At 71.8% G+C, this 19,473-nt stretch carries 16 protein-coding genes and 1 riboswitch; of the genes, 14 read left to right on the forward strand and 2 right to left on the reverse strand.

Translation table 11 applies throughout. The features are described 5' to 3' along the window. Positions 1 to 163: 163 nt before the first annotated feature. The 11 genes from hpnC to AB0E67_RS15375 all read left to right on the forward strand — a co-directional run bounded on the left by hpnC (position 164) and on the right by AB0E67_RS15375 (position 12,827). The gene (hpnC, locus tag AB0E67_RS15325; protein WP_362026462.1) at positions 164 to 1,084 is read left to right on the forward strand and encodes a squalene synthase HpnC; all 921 of its coding nucleotides are present in this window, start codon (positions 164 to 166) and stop codon (positions 1,082 to 1,084) included. Further along, the gene (gene hpnD, locus AB0E67_RS15330) at positions 1,081 to 2,034 is read left to right on the forward strand and encodes a presqualene diphosphate synthase HpnD (RefSeq protein ID WP_362026101.1); all 954 of its coding nucleotides are present in this window, start codon (positions 1,081 to 1,083) and stop codon (positions 2,032 to 2,034) included. Before hpnC ends, hpnD begins: the two co-directional genes overlap by 4 nt. Positions 2,035 to 2,146: 112 nt before the next feature. Beyond that, positions 2,147 to 3,535 (forward strand): hydroxysqualene dehydroxylase HpnE, encoded by a 1,389-nt coding sequence (gene hpnE / locus AB0E67_RS15335; protein WP_362026103.1) that lies wholly within the window; start codon positions 2,147 to 2,149, stop codon positions 3,533 to 3,535. Beyond that, positions 3,532 to 4,635, forward strand: a complete 1,104-nt coding sequence (locus AB0E67_RS15340; RefSeq protein WP_362026106.1) for a polyprenyl synthetase family protein — start codon at positions 3,532 to 3,534, stop codon at positions 4,633 to 4,635. Before hpnE ends, AB0E67_RS15340 begins: the two co-directional genes overlap by 4 nt. A gap of 108 nt (positions 4,636 to 4,743) precedes the next feature. Beyond that, entirely contained in the window at positions 4,744 to 6,744 is a 2,001-nt protein-coding gene (gene shc, locus AB0E67_RS15345; RefSeq protein WP_362026109.1) for a squalene--hopene cyclase, read from the forward strand. Continuing rightward, entirely contained in the window at positions 6,744 to 7,403 is a 660-nt protein-coding gene (locus AB0E67_RS15350; RefSeq protein WP_362026111.1) for a 1-hydroxy-2-methyl-2-butenyl 4-diphosphate reductase, read from the forward strand. Before shc ends, AB0E67_RS15350 begins: the two co-directional genes overlap by 1 nt. Positions 7,404 to 7,408: 5 nt before the next feature. After that, the gene (hpnH, locus tag AB0E67_RS15355) at positions 7,409 to 8,428 is read left to right on the forward strand and encodes an adenosyl-hopene transferase HpnH (RefSeq protein ID WP_351525453.1); all 1,020 of its coding nucleotides are present in this window, start codon (positions 7,409 to 7,411) and stop codon (positions 8,426 to 8,428) included. A 183-nt stretch (positions 8,429 to 8,611) separates the two neighbouring features. After that, a complete protein-coding gene (gene dxs / locus AB0E67_RS15360) occupies positions 8,612 to 10,513 on the forward strand; it encodes a 1-deoxy-D-xylulose-5-phosphate synthase (protein ID WP_362026114.1) in 1,902 nt (633 codons plus the stop codon). Then, complete coding sequence (locus AB0E67_RS15365) at positions 10,510 to 11,907, forward strand: aspartate aminotransferase family protein (protein WP_362026116.1); 1,398 nt, start codon at positions 10,510 to 10,512, stop codon at positions 11,905 to 11,907. Before dxs ends, AB0E67_RS15365 begins: the two co-directional genes overlap by 4 nt. A 108-nt stretch (positions 11,908 to 12,015) precedes the next feature. Beyond that, the gene (locus AB0E67_RS15370; RefSeq protein ID WP_362026119.1) at positions 12,016 to 12,624 is read left to right on the forward strand and encodes an XRE family transcriptional regulator; all 609 of its coding nucleotides are present in this window, start codon (positions 12,016 to 12,018) and stop codon (positions 12,622 to 12,624) included. Between the two features lie 35 nt (positions 12,625 to 12,659). Beyond that, positions 12,660 to 12,827, forward strand: coding sequence for a DUF6126 family protein (locus tag AB0E67_RS15375; protein ID WP_351525450.1), 168 nt, complete (start codon positions 12,660 to 12,662; stop codon positions 12,825 to 12,827). A 26-nt stretch (positions 12,828 to 12,853) separates the two neighbouring features. Here AB0E67_RS15375 and AB0E67_RS15380 read toward each other — a convergent pair whose 3' ends face one another. Then, positions 12,854 to 13,663 (reverse strand): tyrosine-protein phosphatase, encoded by an 810-nt coding sequence (locus AB0E67_RS15380; RefSeq protein ID WP_362026123.1) that lies wholly within the window; start codon positions 13,661 to 13,663, stop codon positions 12,854 to 12,856. Positions 13,664 to 13,890: 227 nt separating this feature from the next. On the opposite strand from AB0E67_RS15380, the gene AB0E67_RS15385 reads away from it, so the two are divergent. The 3 genes from AB0E67_RS15385 to AB0E67_RS15395 all read left to right on the forward strand — a co-directional run bounded on the left by AB0E67_RS15385 (position 13,891) and on the right by AB0E67_RS15395 (position 18,416). Further along, complete coding sequence (locus AB0E67_RS15385; protein ID WP_362026126.1) at positions 13,891 to 15,987, forward strand: alpha-galactosidase; 2,097 nt, start codon at positions 13,891 to 13,893, stop codon at positions 15,985 to 15,987. A 296-nt stretch (positions 15,988 to 16,283) separates the two neighbouring features. Then, positions 16,284 to 16,438, forward strand: a riboswitch (cyclic di-AMP (ydaO/yuaA leader). Between the two features lie 5 nt (positions 16,439 to 16,443). Further along, entirely contained in the window at positions 16,444 to 17,358 is a 915-nt protein-coding gene (locus AB0E67_RS15390; RefSeq protein WP_362026129.1) for a LysM peptidoglycan-binding domain-containing M23 family metallopeptidase, read from the forward strand. A 212-nt stretch (positions 17,359 to 17,570) separates the two neighbouring features. After that, positions 17,571 to 18,416, forward strand: a complete 846-nt coding sequence (locus AB0E67_RS15395; RefSeq protein WP_362026132.1) for an SGNH/GDSL hydrolase family protein — start codon at positions 17,571 to 17,573, stop codon at positions 18,414 to 18,416. A 175-nt stretch (positions 18,417 to 18,591) separates the two neighbouring features. Here AB0E67_RS15395 and AB0E67_RS15400 read toward each other — a convergent pair whose 3' ends face one another. Beyond that, positions 18,592 to 19,470 carry an STM4011 family radical SAM protein gene (locus AB0E67_RS15400; RefSeq protein ID WP_362026134.1) on the reverse strand — a complete coding sequence of 293 codons (879 nt, stop codon included), beginning with the start codon at positions 19,468 to 19,470 and terminating at the stop codon, positions 18,592 to 18,594. Positions 19,471 to 19,473 lie beyond the last annotated feature (3 nt).

Below are 19,473 nucleotides of genomic sequence, written 5' to 3' on the forward strand. Positions count from 1 at the left end.
GCCGCAGGCGTGCTCCGCACTCGGCAGAGCGGGCGGCGTGTCCGGAATGGGATGTTTTGGGTCAGCAGTGTAGAACGGGAGATGTGACGGCAATGACGGAAGATCTCCAGCTCCGAGGTGTCCGCGCCGTCCCAGCGCCCCTCCCGGCATCGGGCGGTCCGTGGTGACCCCCACCCGGCAGGCCCGCTCCGCGGCGGCCGTGCCCACCACTCTCGACAAGGCCGCGGACGAGAACTTCCCCGTGGCCCCCTTCTTCCTGCCGCGAGCCTGGCGGGACGACCTGATGGCCGTCTACGGCTACGCCCGGCTCGTCGACGACATCGGCGACGGGGACCTCGCACCCGGCGGCGCGGACGCCCGCCACCTCGGGCTCGCCCCCGAGCAGGCCGACGACCGGCTCGCCCTGCTCGATGCCTTCGAGGCCGACCTGCGCCGGGTCTTCGCCACCACCGGGGACGGCCCGCACCACCCCCTGCTGCGCGCGCTGCGCCCCACCGTGCGGCGCCGCGCGCTCACCCCCGAACCCTTTCTCGGCCTCATCGAGGCGAACCGCCAGGACCAGAAGGTCCGCCGCTACGGGACGTACGAGGAGCTCGCGGCCTACTGCGAGCTCTCCGCCAACCCCGTGGGCCGGCTCGTCCTGCAGATCACCGGCACCGCCAGCCCCGAACGGATCCGCCGCTCCGACGCCGTCTGCACGGCCCTGCAGATCGTCGAGCACCTCCAGGACGTCGCCGAGGACCTCGGGCGCGACCGGATCTACCTGCCCGCCGACGACATGGCCCGGTTCCACGTCCGTGAATCCGACTTCGCCGCCCGCTCGGCGGGCGCGTCGGTGCGTTCGCTGGTCGCCTACGAGGCGGAACGCGCCCGGGAACTGCTGAATGAAGGCACCCCCCTGGTGGGTAGCGTCCATGGCAGGCTCAGGCTGCTCCTCGCCGGATTCGTGGGAGGCGGGCGCGCCGCTCTCTCCGCGATCGCGGCCGCCGGGTTCGACGTCCTGCCCGGCCCCCCCAAGCCCACCAAGCCCAGCCTGCTGCGCGAAGTGGGAGTTGTCTTGCGAAGAGCGCGTGGAGAGGGGTGAGCCGGACCGTGGAGGCACAGACGACGCCCATGTCGGCACCGGTACAGGCCGCATACAGATACTGTGAGGCGGTCACCGGACAGCAGGCGCGCAACTTCGCGTACGGCATCAGGCTGCTGCCGGCCGAGAAGCGCCAGGCCATGTCGGCGCTGTACGCCTTCTCCCGGAGGGTCGACGACATCGGTGACGGCGACCTCGCGCCGGAGACGAAGCGGGAGCGCCTGGAGAACACCCGCGAGGTGCTGGACCGGATCCGCGGCGGCGCGATCGACGAGGACGACACCGATCCGGTGGCCGTCGCGCTCGCCGACGCCGCACGGAGGTTCCCGCTCCCGCTCGGCGGGCTCGACGAACTCATCGACGGCGTGCTGATGGACGTGCGCGGCGCGACGTACGAGACCTGGGACGACCTCAAGGTGTACTGCCGCTGTGTGGCGGGCGCCATCGGCCGCCTCAGCCTGGGCGTCTTCGGCACCCAGCGGGGCGCCCCCGGCGCCGACCGGGCCGCCGAGTACGCCGACACGCTCGGGCTCGCGCTCCAGCTGACGAACATCCTGCGCGACGTCCGCGAGGACGCCGGCAACGGGCGCACCTACCTGCCAGCCGACGACCTCGCCAAGTTCGGCTGCTCGGCCGGCTTCCACGCGGCCACCCCGCCGTCCGGCGCGGACTTCGCGGGGCTGGTGCACTTCGAGGTCCGCCGGGCCCGCACGCTGTTCGCCGAGGGATACCGGCTGCTGCCGATGCTGGACCGGCGCAGCGGCGCCTGCGTCGCGGCCATGGCAGGCATCTACCGGCGGCTGCTCGACCGCATCGAGCGCGACCCCGTGGCAGTGCTGCGAGGCCGGGTGTCGCTGCCCGGCCACGAGAAGGCGTACGTCGCGGTGCGCGGGCTCTCCGGACTCGACACGCGGCACGTGTCCCGACGGACGGTCAGGAGGCGCGTCTGATGCGGAGCACGGACATCTCGCGCACCATGTGCATCACGGACAGGCTTCCGTGCTCAACCCTCGGCCGTACCGACGCGTCCCTGACTGAAGCGACCCGACGAAAGGAGGACGCATGACGGACGACGCCCTGCGTTCCTCCCGCGCGGTGGTGATCGGCGGCGGACTCGCCGGCATCACCGCCGCTCTGCGACTGGCCGATGCCGGGCTCGATGTGACCCTGCTCGAAGGACGGCCCCGGCTCGGCGGACTCGCCTTCTCCTTCCGGCGCGGTGAACTGACGGTCGACAACGGACACCATGTCTACCTGCGCTGCTGCACCGCCTACCGCTGGTTCCTCGACCGCGTCGGCGGCACGAGCCTCGCGCCCCTGCAGAACCGTTTGGACGTGCCCGTTCTCGACGTCGGCCGACCCTCGGGGCCCCGGCTGGGACGACTGCGCCGCAACGACCTGCCGGTGCCGTTCCACCTCGCGGCAGGACTCGCCGGCTACCCCCACCTCTCGCTCGCCGAACGCGCGAGCGTCGGACGCGCCGCGCTCGCGCTGGGCCGCCTGGACCCGGAGGACCCCGCCCTCGACACCATCGACTTCGGCAGCTGGCTCGCCCGGCACGGTCAGTCGCCGCGCACCGTCGAGGCGCTGTGGGACCTGGTCGGCGTCGCCACGCTCAACGCCACCGCCCCGAACTCCTCCCTGGCCCTGGCCGCGAAGGTCTTCAAGACCGGCCTCCTCTCGGAGCCCGGAGCCGCCGACATCGGCTGGGCGGGCGTACCCCTAGGCGAGATCCACGACACCCTCGCCCGCGTGGCCCTCGACGCCGTCGGAGTCCGCGTCGAACTGCGCACCAAGGCGACCTCCCTCACCCGTACGGAGCAGGGCGGCTGGAGTATCGGCACCGACGGCGAACGGATCGACGCGGACGCCGTCGTCCTCGCCGTCCCGCAGCGCGAGACCCACGGTCTGCTGCCCGCCGGAGCGATCGACGCACCGGACCGGCTGCTCGACATCGGCACCTCACCGATCCTGAACGTGCACGTGGTCTACGACCGCAAGGTGCTGCGCCGCCCGTTCTTCACCGCGCTCGGCTCCCCGGTGCAGTGGGTCTTCGACCGTACGGAGGCATCCGGCCTCACCGGCCCCGGGCAGTACCTCGCGGTGTCCCAGTCCGCGGCGGACGAGGAGATCGACCTCCCCGTGGCCGAACTGCGAGGGCGCTACCTGCCCGAGCTGGAGCGCCTCCTCCCGGCCGCCCGCACCGCGGGGATCAGGGACTTCTTCGTCACCCGGGAACGCGCGGCGACCTTCGCCCCCGCGCCCGGCGTCGGCCGGCTGCGGCCCGGTGCCCGCACCCGCCTGCCCGGCCTCGGCCTGGCGGGCGCGTGGACGGCCACCGGCTGGCCCGCGACGATGGAGGGCGCCGTCCGCAGCGGGTTCAGCGCCGCGGACGTCGCGCTGAGGGCGCTGGGCCGCTCCCATGAACATCCGCTGCAGGAGGCGGCATGAGCAGTACCACCGGAACAAGAGGAGAGTCAGTGACCCCGGCGAATCCGGCTTTCGACACCGTGGCCGACACCACGGACGTCACCGCGCTTCTGGAGCGCGGACGGGCCCTTTCCACGCCGGTGCTCCGGGCCGCTGTGAACCGGCTCGCACCGCCCATGGACACCGTCGCCGCCTACCACTTCGGCTGGATCGACGCCCAGGGACAGCCCTCCGCCGGCGACGGCGGCAAGGCCGTCCGCCCGGCGCTCGCCCTGCTGTCCTCGGAGGCGGCGGGCGCCGCGCCCGAGGCCGGCCTCCCCGGCGCCGTGGCCGTCGAACTCGTGCACAACTTCTCGCTGCTGCACGACGACCTGATGGACGGCGACGAACAGCGCCGCCACCGCGACACCGTCTGGAAGGTGCACGGCCCCGCCCAGGCGATCCTGGTCGGCGACGCGCTGTTCGCGCTCGCCAACGAGGTCCTGCTGGAGCTCGGCACCCCCGAGGCGGGCCGCGCGACCCGCCGGCTGACCGTCGCCACCCGCAAGCTCATCGACGGACAGGCCCAGGACATCTCCTACGAGCACCGCGAACGGGTCACCGTCGAGGAGTGCCTGGAGATGGAGGGCAACAAGACCGGCGCCCTGCTCGCCTGCGCCTGCTCCATCGGTGCGGTCCTCGGCGGCGCCGACGACCGCACCGCCGACACCCTGGAGGCGTACGGCTACCACCTCGGCCTCGCCTTCCAGGCAGTCGACGACGTGCTCGGCATCTGGGGCGACCCCGAGTCCACCGGCAAGCAGACGTGGAGCGACCTGCGCCAGCGCAAGAAGTCCCTCCCGGTCGTCGCCGCGCTCGCGGCGGGCGGACCGGCCTCGCGGCGGCTGGGCGAACTGCTCGCCGCCGACGCCAAGAGCACCGATTTCGACAGCTTCTCCGAAGAGGAGTTCGCCGCCCGCGCGGCACTCATCGAGGAGGCGGGCGGCCGCGAATGGACCGCCCAGGAGGCGCGTCGCCAGCATGCGGTCGCCGTCGAGGCACTGCACCGCGTCGACATGCCGGAAACCGTGCGGGCGCAGCTCACGGCGCTCGCGGACTTCGTCGTCGTACGAAAGAGATGATCGCCATCTGCTCCATATGACTCGCAGTCGCCGGCCGGCGCCCCCACCGGGCGCCGGCCGACGGAGACCCCAGCACAGCAGAGGACAAGACTGCACGAAGGGGAAGCCATGACAGCGACGACCGACGGAAGCGCAGGGGCCATGAACCCTCGCGCGGCCACGGCCACCAATCCGACCGATACGACCATCGCCGCGGAAGACGTGCTCGAAGCCGCGCGGCGCGCCGCGGAACGCTCGGTGGAGCACCTTCTCGGCAGACAGGACCAGCAGGGCTGGTGGAAGGGCGACCTCGCCACCAACGTCACCATGGACGCGGAGGACCTGCTGCTCCGCCAATTCCTCGGCATCCAGGAACCGTCCGTCGTCCGGGCGGCCGCCCGCTTCATCCGCGGCGAACAACTCGGCGACGGCACATGGGCCACCTTCTACGGCGGCCCCGCGGACCTCTCCGCCACCATCGAGGCGTACGTGGCCCTGCGGCTGGCCGGGGACGCCCCCGACGCACCGCACATGGCCCGCGCCGCACGCTGGGTCAGGGAACAGGGCGGCATCGCCGAGAGCCGCGTCTTCACCCGCATCTGGCTCGCCCTCTTCGGCTGGTGGAAGTGGGAGGACCTTCCCCAGCTCCCGCCCGAGCTGATGTTCTTTCCCACGTGGGTACCGCTCAACATCTACGAATTCGGCTGCTGGGCCCGCCAGACCATCGTGCCCCTCACCATCGTCTCGGCGAAGCGGCCGGTACGCCCCGCGCCCTTCCCGCTCGACGAGCTCCACACCGATCCGGACAGCCCGAACCCGCCCCGGCGCACCGCCCCCGCGGCCAGCTGGGACGGCCTCTTCCAGCGCCTCGACAAGGCGCTGCGCCTCTACCACCGGATCGCACCGCGCAAGCTGCGCCGGGCCGCCATGAACAACGCGGCGCGCTGGATCGTCGAACGCCAGGAGAACGACGGCTGCTGGGGTGGCATCCAGCCTCCCGCCGTCTACTCCGTCATCGCGCTGCACCTGCTCGGCTACGACCTGGACCACCCGGTGATGCGGGCCGGTCTGGCCTCCCTCGACCGGTTCGCCGTCTGGCGCGAGGACGGCGCGCGGATGATCGAGGCCTGCCAGTCCCCGGTCTGGGACACCTGCCTCGCCACCATCGCGCTGGCCGACGCCGGGGTCCGCCCCGACCACCCGGCGCTCGTGAAGGCGGCGGACTGGATGCTCGGCGAGCAGATCGACCGGCCCGGCGACTGGGCCGTACGCCGTCCCCGGCTCGCGCCCGGCGGCTGGGCGTTCGAGTTCCACAACGACAACTACCCGGACATCGACGACACCGCCGAAGTGGTCCTCGCGCTGCGCCGGGTCCGCCACCCCGACCCCTCGCGCGTCGAGGACGCCATCGCGCGCGGGGTGCGGTGGAACCTCGGCATGCAGTCCCGCGACGGGGCATGGGGGGCGTTCGACGCGGACAACACCAGCCCGTTCCCCAACCGGCTGCCCTTCTGCGACTTCGGCGAGGTCATCGACCCGCCGTCCGCCGACGTCACCGGACACGTGGTGGAGATGCTCGCCGTCGAGGGCCAGGCCGGCCGGCCCGCCGCCCGGCGCGGCATCCAGTGGCTGCTCGCCCAACAGGAGGCGAACGGTGGCTGGTTCGGCCGCTGGGGCGTCAACTACGTATACGGCACGGGGTCGGTGGTGCCCGCGCTGGTGGCCGCCGGACTGCCCGCCACCCATCCGGCGATCCGCCGGGCCGTCGCCTGGCTGGAGTCCGTGCAGAACGACGACGGCGGTTGGGGCGAGGACCTGCGCTCGTACCGCGAGGAGAAGTGGATCGGCCACGGCGCCTCCACCGCCTCCCAGACCGCGTGGGCCCTGCTCGCCCTGCTCGCCGCGGGACAACGGGACACCGAGGCCGTACGGCGGGGCGTCTCCTGGCTCACCGCGGCGCAGCGGGCCGACGGCTCCTGGGACGAGCCGTACTTCACCGGCACCGGGTTCCCGTGGGACTTCTCCATCAACTACCACCTCTACCGTCAGGTCTTCCCGCTGACCGCGCTCGGGCGGTACGTGCACGGCGAACCGTTCGCCGACCGCGCGGCCGGCCGCAAGGGGGCCTGATGGGTGACGGCCCCCGGCCGGCCGGTCCCACGGCGCCGCTGCTGATCGCCTGCGCGCTCGGCATCGAGCGTTTCGCGCTGCGCAGCGGCAGGGGCAGGGCCGGCGGGGCGCCGGGACCGGTGTCCGTCCTGTGCACGGGCATGGGTCCCAGGGCCGCCGACGCGGCCGTGACCAGGGCGCTCGGCGCGGGCCGGGCGCCCGGCACGGCCGTCCTCGCCGCCGGGTTCTGCGCCGGACTGTCACCCGGCATGCACCCCGGGGACCTGGTGGTCGCCGACGAGACCCGGGGCACCGGAGACCCGAGCGTCTGCACCGGCTCGGGGCTGCTCGCCGAGGCCCTCGCCCGGGCGGTACCCGGGCGCACCGTCCACACCGGTCCGCTGACCGGCTCCGCCCATGTCGTACGCGGACACGAGCGGGCCGAGCTGCGGGCCACCGGAGCGATCGCGGTGGACATGGAGTCCGCCGCCACCCTCGGTGCCGCGCTGCGGTCCGGGCCGCGCCCCGTTGCGGCCGTACGGGTGGTCGTCGACGCCCCGGAGCATGAGCTCGTCCGTATCGGCACGATACGCGGTGGAATATCGGCTTTCCGCGTACTCCGTGCCGTCCTGCCTGCACTTTATGAATGGCACCGATCTTTGCCGCTCCCCAGGAGGTGAGCCAGATGGCCATGCCGCTCCGTCAGTCCATCAAGGTTGCGACGTATCTCATGGAACAGAAGCTCCGCAGGCGGGACAAGTTCCCGCTCATCGTGGAACTGGAGCCCCTGTTCGCCTGCAACCTCGCGTGCGAGGGCTGTGGGAAGATCCAGCATCCGGCGGGAGTGCTCAAGCAGCGCATGCCGGTCGCCCAGGCCGTGGGCGCCGTGCTCGAATCGGGCGCTCCGATGGTCTCCATCGCGGGCGGCGAGCCGCTGATGCATCCGCAGATCGACGAGATCGTCCGGCAGTTGGTGGCACGCAAGAAGTACGTGTTCCTCTGCACCAACGCCATGCTGCTGCGGAAGAAGATCGACAAGTTCTCGCCCTCCCCGTTCTTCGCCTTCGCCGTGCACATCGACGGACTGCGCGAGCGCCATGACGAATCGGTCGCCAAGGAAGGCGTCTTCGACGAGGCGGTGGCGGCCATCAAGGAGGCCAAGCGGCGCGGCTTCCGGGTCACCACGAACTCCACCTTCTTCAACACCGACACCCCGCAGACCGTCATCGAGGTCCTCAACTACCTCAACGACGACCTGAAGGTCGACGAGATGATGATCTCGCCCGCCTACGCCTACGAGAAGGCGCCCGACCAGGAGCACTTCCTCGGCGTCGAGCAGACTCGCGAACTCTTCAAGAAGTCCTTCGCGGGCGGCAACCGTTCGCGCTGGCGGCTCAACCACTCGCCCCTCTTCCTGGACTTCCTGGAGGGCAAGGCGGACTTTCCCTGCACCGCATGGGCGATCCCGAACTACTCGCTGTTCGGCTGGCAGCGCCCCTGCTACCTGATGAGTGACGGATACGTCCCCACGTACCGCGAACTCATCGAGAAGACGGACTGGGACAAGTACGGCCGCGGCAAGGACCCGCGCTGTGCCAACTGCATGGCGCACTGCGGCTACGAGCCGACCGCCGTCCTCGCCACCATGGGATCGTTGAAGGAGTCCCTGCGCGCCGCGCGCGAGACCGTCGCCGGGAGCCGGTGACACCGCGGCCGCGACGGAGCCGGGCCGCGGCGGGCGGGTACGCGTCCGCGCGTCGACGGCCGCGGCGCGTACGGCCGGCCGCGGGCGCGGCCTGGGAAGCGGACGGGCAGGGACGGCTCGGGGACACCACCACGGTCGTCCCCGTCGGCGTGAGCCGAACGGAATCAGAGAGGGGGCCCGGGCGTGACGATTCTGGAGAGGATCCGGGAACCGCGCGACCTCAAGGCGCTGAGCGAGGCACAACTCGGTGAACTGGCCGGGGACATCAGGGAGTTCCTCATCCGGGCGGTGGCGAGGACCGGCGGCCATCTGGGGCCCAACCTGGGTGTGGTGGAGCTCACCATCGCCCTCCACCGGGCCTTCGACTCGCCCGCCGACCGCGTCCTGTGGGACACCGGTCACCAGAGCTATGTGCACAAACTGCTCACCGGACGCCAGGACTTCTCCAAACTCCGCGGCAAGGGAGGCCTGTCCGGCTATCCGTCCCGCGAGGAGTCCGTGCACGACGTCATCGAGAACTCGCACGCCTCGACCGTGCTCGGCTGGGCCGACGGCCTCGCCAAGGCCGACGAGGTGCGGGGCCGGAGCGACCACGTCGTGGCCGTCATCGGCGACGGCGCCCTCACCGGCGGCATGGCCTGGGAGGCGCTCAACAACATCGCGGCGGCGCGGGACCGGCCGCTGATCATCGTCGTCAACGACAACGAGCGCTCCTACGCCCGGACGATCGGCGGCCTCGCCGACCACCTCACCACTCTCCGCACCACCGACGGCTACGAACGCTTCCTCGCCTGGGGCAAGGAGGTCCTCCAGCAGACCCCCGTCATCGGGCAGCCGCTGTACGAGTCGCTGCACGGCGCCAAGAAGGGGTTCAAGGACGCGTTCGCCCCGCAGGGCATGTTCGAGGACCTCGGCCTCAAGTACGTCGGGCCGGTCGACGGCCACGACATCGCGGCGGTCGAATCCGCCCTGCACCGGGCGAAGCGCTTCCACGGACCGGTGCTGGTGCACTGCATCACCGAGAAGGGCCGCGGCTACCCGCCCGCGCTGCTCGACGAGGAGGACCGCTTCCACACCGTGGGTGCCATGGACCCGCTGACCTGTGCCCCGCTGGTACCGGCCGAGGCGCCGTCCTGGACCTCGGTGTTCGGCGACGAGATCGCCGCGATCGGGGCGCGGCGGCCGGACGTCGTGGCCCTCACCGCGGCGATGCTGCACCCCGTCGGCCTGACGAAGTTCGCGCAGGCGTTCCCCGACCGGGTCTGGGACGTCGGGATCGCCGAGCAGCATGCCGCGGTCTGCGCTGCGGGCCTGGCCGCCGGCGGACTCCACCCGGTCGTCGCCGTCTACGCCACCTTCCTCAACCGGGCCTTCGACCAGGTGCTCATGGACGTGGCACTGCACCGGTGCGGGGTGACGTTCGTCCTCGACCGGGCCGGGGTCACCGGCCCCGACGGGCCGTCGCACAACGGGATGTGGGACATGTCCGTGCTCCAGGTCGTCCCCGGCCTGCGGATCGCCGCCCCGCGCGACGCGGACGAACTGCGCGCCCAGCTCCGCGAGGCCGTCGACGTCGACGACGCACCCACCGTGATCCGGTTCCCCAAGGAGTCGGTGGGGGAGCGGATCGACGCCGTCGGCCGGATCGGGGGCATGGACGTCCTGCACCGGGCGGACGACCCCGACGTCCTGCTGGTGGCCGTCGGGGTGCTCGCCCCGGTGTGTCTGGGCGCCGCCGACCTGCTGGCCGGACGCGGCATCCGCTGCACCGTCGTCGACCCGCGCTGGGTCAAACCCGTCGACGCGCATCTCGCGCCGCTCGCCGAACGGCACCGGCTGGTCGCCGTCGTCGAGGACAACAGCCGGGCGGGCGGCGTGGGCTGGGCGGTCGGCCGGGCGCTGCGGGACGCCGGGGTCGACGTACCGCTGCGGACGTTCGGCATCCCCGAGCGGTTCCTCGCCCACGGCAAACGCGCCGAGGTGCTGGCGGACATCGGGCTCACGCCGGTCGAGATCGCCGGACGGATCAGCGCCGCCCTGGCCACCAGGGGCGCGGCCGGACGGGTCGAGGAGGGCACGGAATGAAGGACAACGGATCCAAGGGCTTCGACCTGGCGCGGCTCCTCGCCGAGCGCGGCGCCGAACGCTACGAGCTGCACGCTAAGCACCTGAATCACCAGCTGCCCCGCATGCTGCGCACCATCGGCTTCGACCAGGTCTACGAACGGGCCGAGGGCGCGTACTTCTGGGACGCGGACGGGAACGACTACCTCGACATGCTCGCCGGGTTCGGGGTGATGGGCCTCGGCCGCCACCACCCCGTCGTGCGCAAGGCGCTGCACGACGTCCTCGACGCCTCGCTCGCCGACCTCACCCGCTTCGACTGCCAGCCGCTGCCCGGACTGCTGGCCGAGCGGCTGCTGGCGCACAGCCCGCACCTGGACCGGGTCTTCTTCGGCAACAGCGGTACGGAGGCCGTGGAGACCGCCCTGAAGTTCGCCCGGTACGCCACCGGCAGGCCCAGGGTCCTCTACTGCGCGCACGCGTTCCACGGGCTGACGACCGGCTCGCTGTCGGTCAACGGGGAGAGCGGCTTCCGGGACGGCTTCGCGCCGCTGCTGCCGGACACCGCCGTCCCGCTCGGCGATCTCGACGCGCTGGGCCGCGAGCTGCGGCGCGGGGACGTCGCGGCGCTGGTCGTCGAGCCGATCCAGGGCAAGGGCGTGCACGCCGCGCCGCCCGGCTACCTGAGGGCCGCGCAGGAGCTGCTGCACCGGCACGGGGCGCTGCTCATCGCCGACGAGGTGCAGACCGGACTCGGCAGGACCGGCGACTTCTACGCGTACCAGCACGAGCAGGGCGTCGAACCCGATCTGGTCTGTGTCGCCAAGGCTCTCTCCGGGGGCTATGTGCCGGTCGGGGCGACGCTCGGCAAGGACTGGATCTTCAGGAAGGTCTACTCCTCGATGGACCGGGTCCTGGTGCACTCCGCGAGCTTCGGCTCCAACGCGCAGGCGATGGCCGCCGGGCTCGCGGTCCTCGCGGTGATGGAGGACGAGGACGTCGTCGCGGGCGCGCGCCGCACCGGCGACCTGCTGCGCGAGCGGCTGGCCGCGCTGATCGACCGGTACGAACTGCTGCACGAGGTGCGCGGGCGCGGGCTGATGATCGGCATCGAGTTCGGCCGGCCCTCGTCACTGAAGCTGCGCGGCCGCTGGACGATGCTGCAGACCGCCCGCAAGGGCCTCTTCGCACAGATGGTCGTGGTGCCCCTGCTCCGCAAGCACCGCATCCTCACCCAGGTGTCGGGCGACCACATGGAGGTGATCAAGCTGATTCCGCCGCTGGTGATCGGGGAGCCGGAGGTCGACCGGTTCGTCACGGCGTTCACCGCCGTCATGGACGAGGCGCACAGCGGCGGCGGACTGATGTGGGACTTCGGCAGGACCCTGGTGAAACAAGCCGTAGCCCACCGCTGACCCCGGCCCCGGTGCCCTCGTCCGGACGGGTCCGGTGGGCCGCGCCCAGCGGTTTGCCTCTGAGGCAAGAAACTTGCCCGAGAGGAAAGTTTTCGGCCCAATAGGTACATGAACACTCCGGACGGAGCGGCGGCCGACGAGCTGCCCGAGGTCGCGCCTCGCCTGCGCGACCTGCGCCGTGGCCGCGGTCTCACCCTGGAGGCCGCCGCCCAGCGGGCCGGGCTGTCGCCCGCCCATCTCTCCCGGCTCGAGACGGGCCGTCGGCAGCCGTCGCTGCCGATGCTGCTCGGTCTTGCCAGGATCTACGGTACGACGGTTTCCGAGCTGCTCGGCGAGCGGCCCCCCGAACGGGAGGCGATCATCCGTGGCGGGGCGTTCGAGGGTGCCGAGGCCGACGGCTGGCAGTACCGGCGGGCGGGCGGCCCCGGCCGGGCGATGCAGGCGCTCAGGGTCCGGGTCCCGCACGGCGCGCAGGGCGACCTGGTGCGGGTGCATCCCGGTGAGGAGTGGCTGTACGTGCTCGCAGGCCATCTGCGGGTCACGCTCGGGGACACCGTGCACGACCTCGCCCCCGGCGACAGCGCGCACTACGACTCGCTCACCCCGCACCGCCTCACGGCCCTCGACCGTGACGGCGCCGAGCTCCTCTTCGTCCACACCCTGCTGCAGAGCCCCGCCGCCGAGCTGTGCCTCGGCGACGGTATCCACCGCCGCTGAGACCGGCCCCCGGCCGGTCACCAGAGAGGACCGCCATGTCCGATTCAGAGAACTTCGACCCACTGGGGTCGAGCAAGAAATACGAGGCCCAGGAGCGCAAGTTCCCGCGCGGCGTCGTGATCCGGCTGATCGCCTATCTCATCGCCGGGCACGTCTTCGCGGCCTTCCTCTACATCCTCTTCGCGGTGGCCGGCAAAGGCTGACCACCGCGGCCGAAGGGCGGCTGCCGTCAGACCGATTCGAGGAGCCGGGCGCGCAGCCGCTCACGGGTCTCGGGGGACAGCCCCAGACCCTCCTCCAGATAGCGCTCCGTGCCGCCCCAGGTCTCCTCGATGGTGGTGAACGCCGCGGAGAGGTAGTCGCGGTGCGCGCCGAAGAGCGGATTGAGCAGTTCCAGCACCTCGGCCGACATGCCGTTCGCCGAGGTGTCGCTGCGGCGGATCCGGTAACGGCGGTGCGCGTCGTTGGACTTCAGGTAGTCGGCCTCGATGGCGTCGCGTTCGACGCCGACCGCGAGCAGTGACACGGCGATCGACAGACCGGCCCGGTCCTTGCCCGCCGCGCAGTGCATCAGCGCCGGAACGCTGTCCTCGGCCAGTGCGTGCAGCACCCGGCTGTGCTCGGTGGTGCGCTCCAGGACGATCGAGCGGTACGAGGCGATCATCCGGTCCGCCCCCTTCCCGTCGGCGAGGAGCGAGCGCAGCTGGTCCAGGTCGCCGTCGCGGACCATCCGCCAGAACTCCGCACCGTCCGCCGGGTCGGAGAGCGGGATGCTGAGATTCCGTACACCCGGCAGCTCCACGTCCAGCCCGTCCAGCCGGCGGTCGGCGGCGTTGCGGAAGTCGAAGACGGTGTGCAGCCCCAGACCGGCCAGGAAGGCGGTGTCCTCGGCGGTGGCGTGCGCGAGATGCCCGCTGCGGAAGAGCCGCCCGTACCGCACCCGCCGGCCGTCCGCGGTGGGCAGGCCGCCCACGTCACGGAAGTTGCGGACGCCCGCGAGCTCGGGTTCCGTCGGCGGGATCTGCGGCAGCTGCGTCACAGTGACTCCTGGGGTGTCCGGCCGTCGGTGCGAGTCGCCGACAAGGCCACTCCTGCGACGATACGACATCGGTTCCTCAGGCAATCATTTCGTCCTCCTCGCTGTCGAGACCCGTGTCAAGCACCGTGCCTCCGAGGCGAATTCGCCCCGATTCTCTGTCACTGGACGTTGCCCGGCCGCTCGGTGATGGTTGATGATGTGCGGAACTGTTCGAATGTGGGGATTTCATGATCGAGACGGGCGACACGGGCCGGACCTGGCTGCTCTCCGGGGCGAGCAGCAGCTACGCACTGCGGCTCACCGAACGGGACGAGCTGCTCCATCTGCACTGGGGGCCACGGATCCCGCTCGCCGCGGCCGAGGCCCTGGCCGCCGCGCCGGAACCACCGGTCAGGGGGTTCGAGTCGCCGCTCGACGGACGCGAGGAGTACCCGGTCGAGGGCGGTCCCCGGTTCGTGCGGCCCGCCCTCTCCGTCCGTACCGCCGAGGTCCGCGGCACCGAATGGGTCTTCGCCGACGCCGCCGTGGACGGCGACGAACTCCGCGTCGGCTTCACCGACCCGGTCCACCGGCTGGCCCTCACCCTGCACTACCGGATGCGGGACGACTCCGACGTGATCGAGCGCTGGGCCACCGTCGCCCAGGCCGGGCCCGACGGCCCGCCGCTGGAACTGCTGCGCGCCGATGCGGCCGTCTGGACGCTCCCCGCCCGCGACGGCTGGCGGATGAGCCGGCTGCACGGCCGGTGGGCGGCCGAGTCGCGGCTGGTGCGGACGGAACTGACGTACGGCGAGAGCGTCGTCTCCAGCAGGCGCGGCCACACCGGCCACGAGCATCTGCCGTGGGTCGCGCTCGACGCGGACGGCGCGGCGACCGAGGAGAGCGGCGAGGTGTACGGCTGCGCGCTCGGCTGGTCCGGGTCGTGGCGGATCGGCGTGCAACAACTTCCCGACGGAATCGTGCAGATCGCCGGAGGCGCCGGTCACGACGACTCGGGACTGCAGCTGCTCGCGCCGGGGGAGTCGTACGTGACCCCCGTCTTCGCCGGGCTGTGGAGCGATGCGGGCTTCGGCGGCGCGAGCCGCGCCTGGCACGCCTGGCAGCTGGCCCATGTCGTCCCGGACGCCGGGAAGGTGCGTCCGGTGCTCTACAACTCCTGGGAGGCGGCCGGATTCGACGTCACGCAGGAGCAGCAGCGCGTCCTGGCGGGGCGTGCCGCGGCGCTGGGGGTCGAGCTGTTCGTCGTGGACGACGCGTGGTTCGGCCGACGCACCAGCGACCGGGCCGGACTGGGGGACTGGACGCCGAATCCGGATCGCTTTCCCGACGGCCTGAAGCCCCTGGCCGACGAAGTGCACGCGCTCGGCATGCAGTTCGGAATCTGGGTCGAACCGGAAATGGTCAATGCCGACAGTGATCTTTATCGCGCGCATCCCGACTGGGTGCAGCATTTCCCGGGAAGGACGCGGACGGAGTTCCGCCATCAACTGGTTCTCAATCTCGCCCGGAGCGATGTACGGGAGTATCTCTGGGAGCAACTCGACGCGCTGCTCTCCGATACACCGATCGACTATGTGAAATGGGACTTCAATCGCAGTTTCACCGATGCGGGATGGCCGGGCGAGGACTATCCGCGGAAACTCCGGGTCGAGCACGTCGACGGTCTGTACGCGCTGATCGACCGGCTGCGGGCGGCGCACCCCTCGGTGGCCTTCGAGTCCTGCTCGGGCGGCGGCGGCCGGATCGATCTGGGCATCCTCTCCCGTACGGACCAGGTGTGGACCTCGGACAACACCGATCCCCTCGACCGCTTCGCCATTCAGGAGGGGTTCAGCCAGATCCATCCGGCCCGGGTGATGGCCGCGTGGGTCACGGACAGCCCGAACGTCCAGTTCAACGACAGGGTCAGCTCGTTGCGGCTCCGTTTCGTGAGCGCGATGGCCGGGGTGCTCGGGGTGGGCGGGGATCTCGCCGAATGGAGCGAGGCGGAACTGGCCGAGGCGCGGAACTGGGTGGATCTCTACAAGGAGATCCGGCCGGTGGTGCAGCTCGGGGCGCAGTACCGGCTGCGTTCCCCGCGCGGCGGCCTCGGCGCGGTCCAGTACGTCCGCGGGGAGGAGACCGTGGTCCTGATGTGGCTGGACAGGCAGCGGTACGAGGAGCGGCCGCCGGCCCTGCGGCTGCGGGGGCTCGACCCGTCGGCGACCTACGTGTGCCGCGACACGGGGGAGGCGCACCACGGTTCGGTACTGCTCCACCAGGGGCTGCGGACGGGGTTGCGCGGGGACCTCGACGCGCGGGTGCTGAGGCTCCGACGCGCATGACATCGGCCGAATGTCCGTATTGAGGGCATTTGTTGGCGTGTGCCCAAATTCATTCCGCCGAGAGATTCCTCCTCGTGAGCGGAATCATATCCGTGACCGAGCGTACCGGCGGGCAGATCCGATATTCCGTACGCGGCGCGGAAATTCAAGATCCCGGATCCACGGAGGGTGACCGGAATTCCGCGCCGAATTCTCGGCGCGGATTCCTCTCCGGAATCGGCGGCTTGTTCTCGGTCTCCGGCTCGCCTACGGTCACCGTCAATCCGGACGGACCGCCCAATCCTGCCGCCGGCCGGATATCGCACTCACTCGACGCGTGGCAGGAGCGGGGGAACCAGGTAGTCCGCCGACCGGCGAAGACCGGTCGGCTCGGGGTGAAGTCGCGCTCGCCGCGGCCGGGCATCTCCAGCCCGAACCCGACAGCTCACCTCGCAGGCGCCGGAGAGGAAGCGCATCATGCCCATCTCGGGTAAGCACCGTCGTACCAAGTCCAGCGTGATCGCCCGCGGTGTCGCCGCCGTGAGCACCGGCGGCGCCGTCATCGCCCTGCCGCTGCTCGGCGCCACCGGCGCCCACGCCGCGCAGCCGGCCGCCCCGGCCGCCGCGCACACCGTCCCGGTCCAGCGGGTCGCCCAGGAGCCGGCCACCGCCACGACGTACTCCGTCGTCCCCGGCGACTACCTGTCGAAGATCGCCGCCGAGCACGGTGTCGAGGGCGGCTGGCAGAAGCTCTACCAGGACAACCGCGCGGCCATCGGCGCCGATCCGGACCTGATCCGCCCGGGCACCGAGCTGGCGCTCGGCGGCGAGGCGTCGGCACACGGCGCGCCCACCGGCGCGGGCGCGGGCTCCGTCCTTCCGTCGAAGGTCCCCGCGGTGCCGTCGAAGCTCGTCCAGAAGTCCGCTCCGGCCTCGTCCGCCCCGGCGAAGGCGAAGACCTCCGCCCCGGCCGCCGCGAGCACCGCCTCCGGCTACGTCCACCCGGTCCCGGGCAACCACACCACCGGATACCGGGCTTCCGGATCCAACTGGTCCAGTGGCAGCCACAGCGGGATCGACTTCCCCGTCTTCACCGGCACCAGCGTGAAGTCCATCACCGCCGGCACGGTCGTCACCGCCGGCTGGGGCGGCGCCTACGGCAATCAGGTCGTCGTCAAGCACGCCGACGGGCGCTACTCGCAGTACGGGCACCTGTCCTCGATCTCCGTCTCGGCGGGCCAGTCCGTGAGCACCGGCCAGCAGATCGGCCTCTCCGGTTCCACCGGCAACTCCACCGGACCGCACCTGCACTTCGAGGTCCGCACCGGCCCGGCGTACGGCTCCGACATCGACCCGGTCGCCTACCTCGCGGCGCACGGCATATACGTCTGATCCACGCCGACCGCGCCCGAGCCGAACGGTCCGACGACCGGAGCGGCCGGGTCCGGCCCGGACAAGGCGGAGGGGCGGCGCGCCACGGCGCGCCGCCCCTCCGCGCCGGGTATTCCCCCGACAGCGAATCCGACCGGGTGGTCTATCTCACCACCCGTCAACCCCTTATTACGGTCGCGTAGGTCACATTCGTCGGTGCAGGATAAGCGTTCGTGGCAGACGATTCGAGAAATAATCAGCGTGGCGTCATCGACCGACAGGGCGTCATCGGGTCGTACGCGGCGATCGGCGACAGTTTCACGGAAGGGGTCGGCGACCCCGGCCCGGACGGGACCTACGTCGGCTGGGCGGACCGGTTCGCCGTGCTTCTCGCGGACCAGCTTCCGGAATCCGCCGGGGGCACGAGCGCCGAAGGCCCCACGCACGCGGGCTTCCGGTACGCCAATCTCGCCGTACGCGGCCGCCTCCTCGACCAGATCGTCGAGGAACAGGTGCCGCGCGCCAAGGAGCTGGCACCCGACCTGGTGAGCTTCTGCGCGGGCGGCAACGACATCATCAGGCCCGGCACCGACCCCGACGACGTGGCCGAACGCTTCGAGCGCGCGGTCGCCGAACTCACCGACTCGGTCGGCACCGTCATGGTCACCACCGGTTTCGACACCCGGGGCGTACCCGTGCTGCGCCATCTGCGCGGCAAGGTCGCCACGTACACCGCCCACGTACGGGCCATCGCCGACCGCTACGGCTGCCCCGTCCTCGACCTGTGGTCGCTGCGCTCCGTCCAGGACCGGCGGGCCTGGGACGACGACCGGCTCCACCTGTCACCCGAGGGACACACCAGGGTCGCGCTGCGCGCCGCCCAGGTCCTCGGGATCGAGGTGCCCGCCGACCCCGACCAGCCGTGGCCCCCGCAGGCCCAACGTGGCACGCTGGAAGTCCGCCGCGACGACATCCACTGGGCGCGCGAGCACCTGGTGCCGTGGATCGGCCGACGGCTGCGCGGTGAGTCCTCGGGCGACCACGTCGAGGCCAAGCGGCCGGACCTCCTGCCGCTCTGAGAAACGTCGCGCGGCGGCGTCGCCCGCCGGGAGGACGGCCCGGACCTCGCCGACGGGATCCGGCCGGCGTTCCCCGCCCCGCGCGCCCCTCCCACCTCGCCGCCGGCCCCGGCCCGGGCCGCCGGCGAGCGGGGCGCACCTGCCGGAGGTCGCGCGGATCCGGGCCGGCCCGCCCTCACGGACGCCCGGCGAGCGACGACGGCGGGGCCGCCGGTATCCGTTCCAGCACCCCGCCAGCGAACACGTCGTAGAGCGGCAGCGTCTCCAGGTGCACATAGCCGATGTGGCAGTCGCACACGGCCAGCGGGCAGGCGCGCGGACGGAGCGCCTCCCGGTAGCTCCCGTCGTAGAGGTTGCCCAGCTCCGCCCGGACGAAATGACAGCGTCGCACCGTGCCGTCGCCGTCCACGGAGATCACCGACTCGCCCGTCCGGCACGGCAGTCCGGCCGACCGGTGCGGATGCCTGCTGTACGGGAAGAGCGGGTCGATCGCAGTCCAGCGGTCCGCCTCCTCGTCCGTGTAGGTGTGCCCCTCCGCCGCGTTCACCCACAGGTACACCTCGTCCGGCAGCGCGGCACGCAGCCGACGCGCCTCGTCGAGGTGCTCGTCGAGCCCGACCACGCCGACGCTGTGGCGGATGCCGAGCGCGGACAGTTCCCGGCACTTGCCCAGGAACCGCTCGTAGGGCGTCTGCCCCGGGTGGTAGGTGCACCAGAGCGCGATCTTCTCGCGGCCGGCCTCACCCGCCTCGGCCAGCCAGGCCGTCCGGCCGCTGAGATTGGTCTGGATCGCCACCCGGCCGATGTGCGGCAGCCGGGCGAGATCGACCAGCGCCCGCCGGTACCAGGACCGGACCAGGCCCTCGCCCCACGGCGTGAACAGGACCGAGAGCCGGTCACCGGTCCGCTCCGCGACCCACGCCGTGAACCGCTCCAGCGCCGCGCGGTCGGCGCGCAGCTGGTCCGGGCTGTCCCGCCGCTTGGCGAACGGGCAGTACGGGCAGTCGTAGTCGCAGGACGCGAGCGGACCGCGATAGAGGATGGTCAGGTCCATGGG

The sequence above is a fragment of the Streptomyces sp. NPDC032161 genome (assembly GCF_040636995.1).
Classification (GTDB): domain Bacteria; phylum Actinomycetota; class Actinomycetes; order Streptomycetales; family Streptomycetaceae; genus Streptomyces.

Coding starts and splice junctions, on each gene's coding strand:
- hpnE (WP_362026103.1), top strand. CDS start 2,147: ATGACGGACGACGCCCTGCGTTCCTCCCGCGCGGTGGTGATCGGCGGC.
- AB0E67_RS15340 (WP_362026106.1), top strand. CDS start 3,532: ATGAGCAGTACCACCGGAACAAGAGGAGAGTCAGTGACCCCGGCGAAT.
- shc (WP_362026109.1), top strand. CDS start 4,744: ATGACAGCGACGACCGACGGAAGCGCAGGGGCCATGAACCCTCGCGCG.
- AB0E67_RS15350 (WP_362026111.1), top strand. CDS start 6,744: ATGGGTGACGGCCCCCGGCCGGCCGGTCCCACGGCGCCGCTGCTGATC.
- hpnH (WP_351525453.1), top strand. CDS start 7,409: ATGGCCATGCCGCTCCGTCAGTCCATCAAGGTTGCGACGTATCTCATG.
- AB0E67_RS15365 (WP_362026116.1), top strand. CDS start 10,510: ATGAAGGACAACGGATCCAAGGGCTTCGACCTGGCGCGGCTCCTCGCC.
- AB0E67_RS15370 (WP_362026119.1), top strand. CDS start 12,016: ATGAACACTCCGGACGGAGCGGCGGCCGACGAGCTGCCCGAGGTCGCG.
- AB0E67_RS15375 (WP_351525450.1), top strand. CDS start 12,660: ATGTCCGATTCAGAGAACTTCGACCCACTGGGGTCGAGCAAGAAATAC.
- AB0E67_RS15385 (WP_362026126.1), top strand. CDS start 13,891: ATGATCGAGACGGGCGACACGGGCCGGACCTGGCTGCTCTCCGGGGCG.
- AB0E67_RS15390 (WP_362026129.1), top strand. CDS start 16,444: ATGCCCATCTCGGGTAAGCACCGTCGTACCAAGTCCAGCGTGATCGCC.
- AB0E67_RS15400 (WP_362026134.1), bottom strand. CDS start 19,470: ATGGACCTGACCATCCTCTATCGCGGTCCGCTCGCGTCCTGCGACTAC.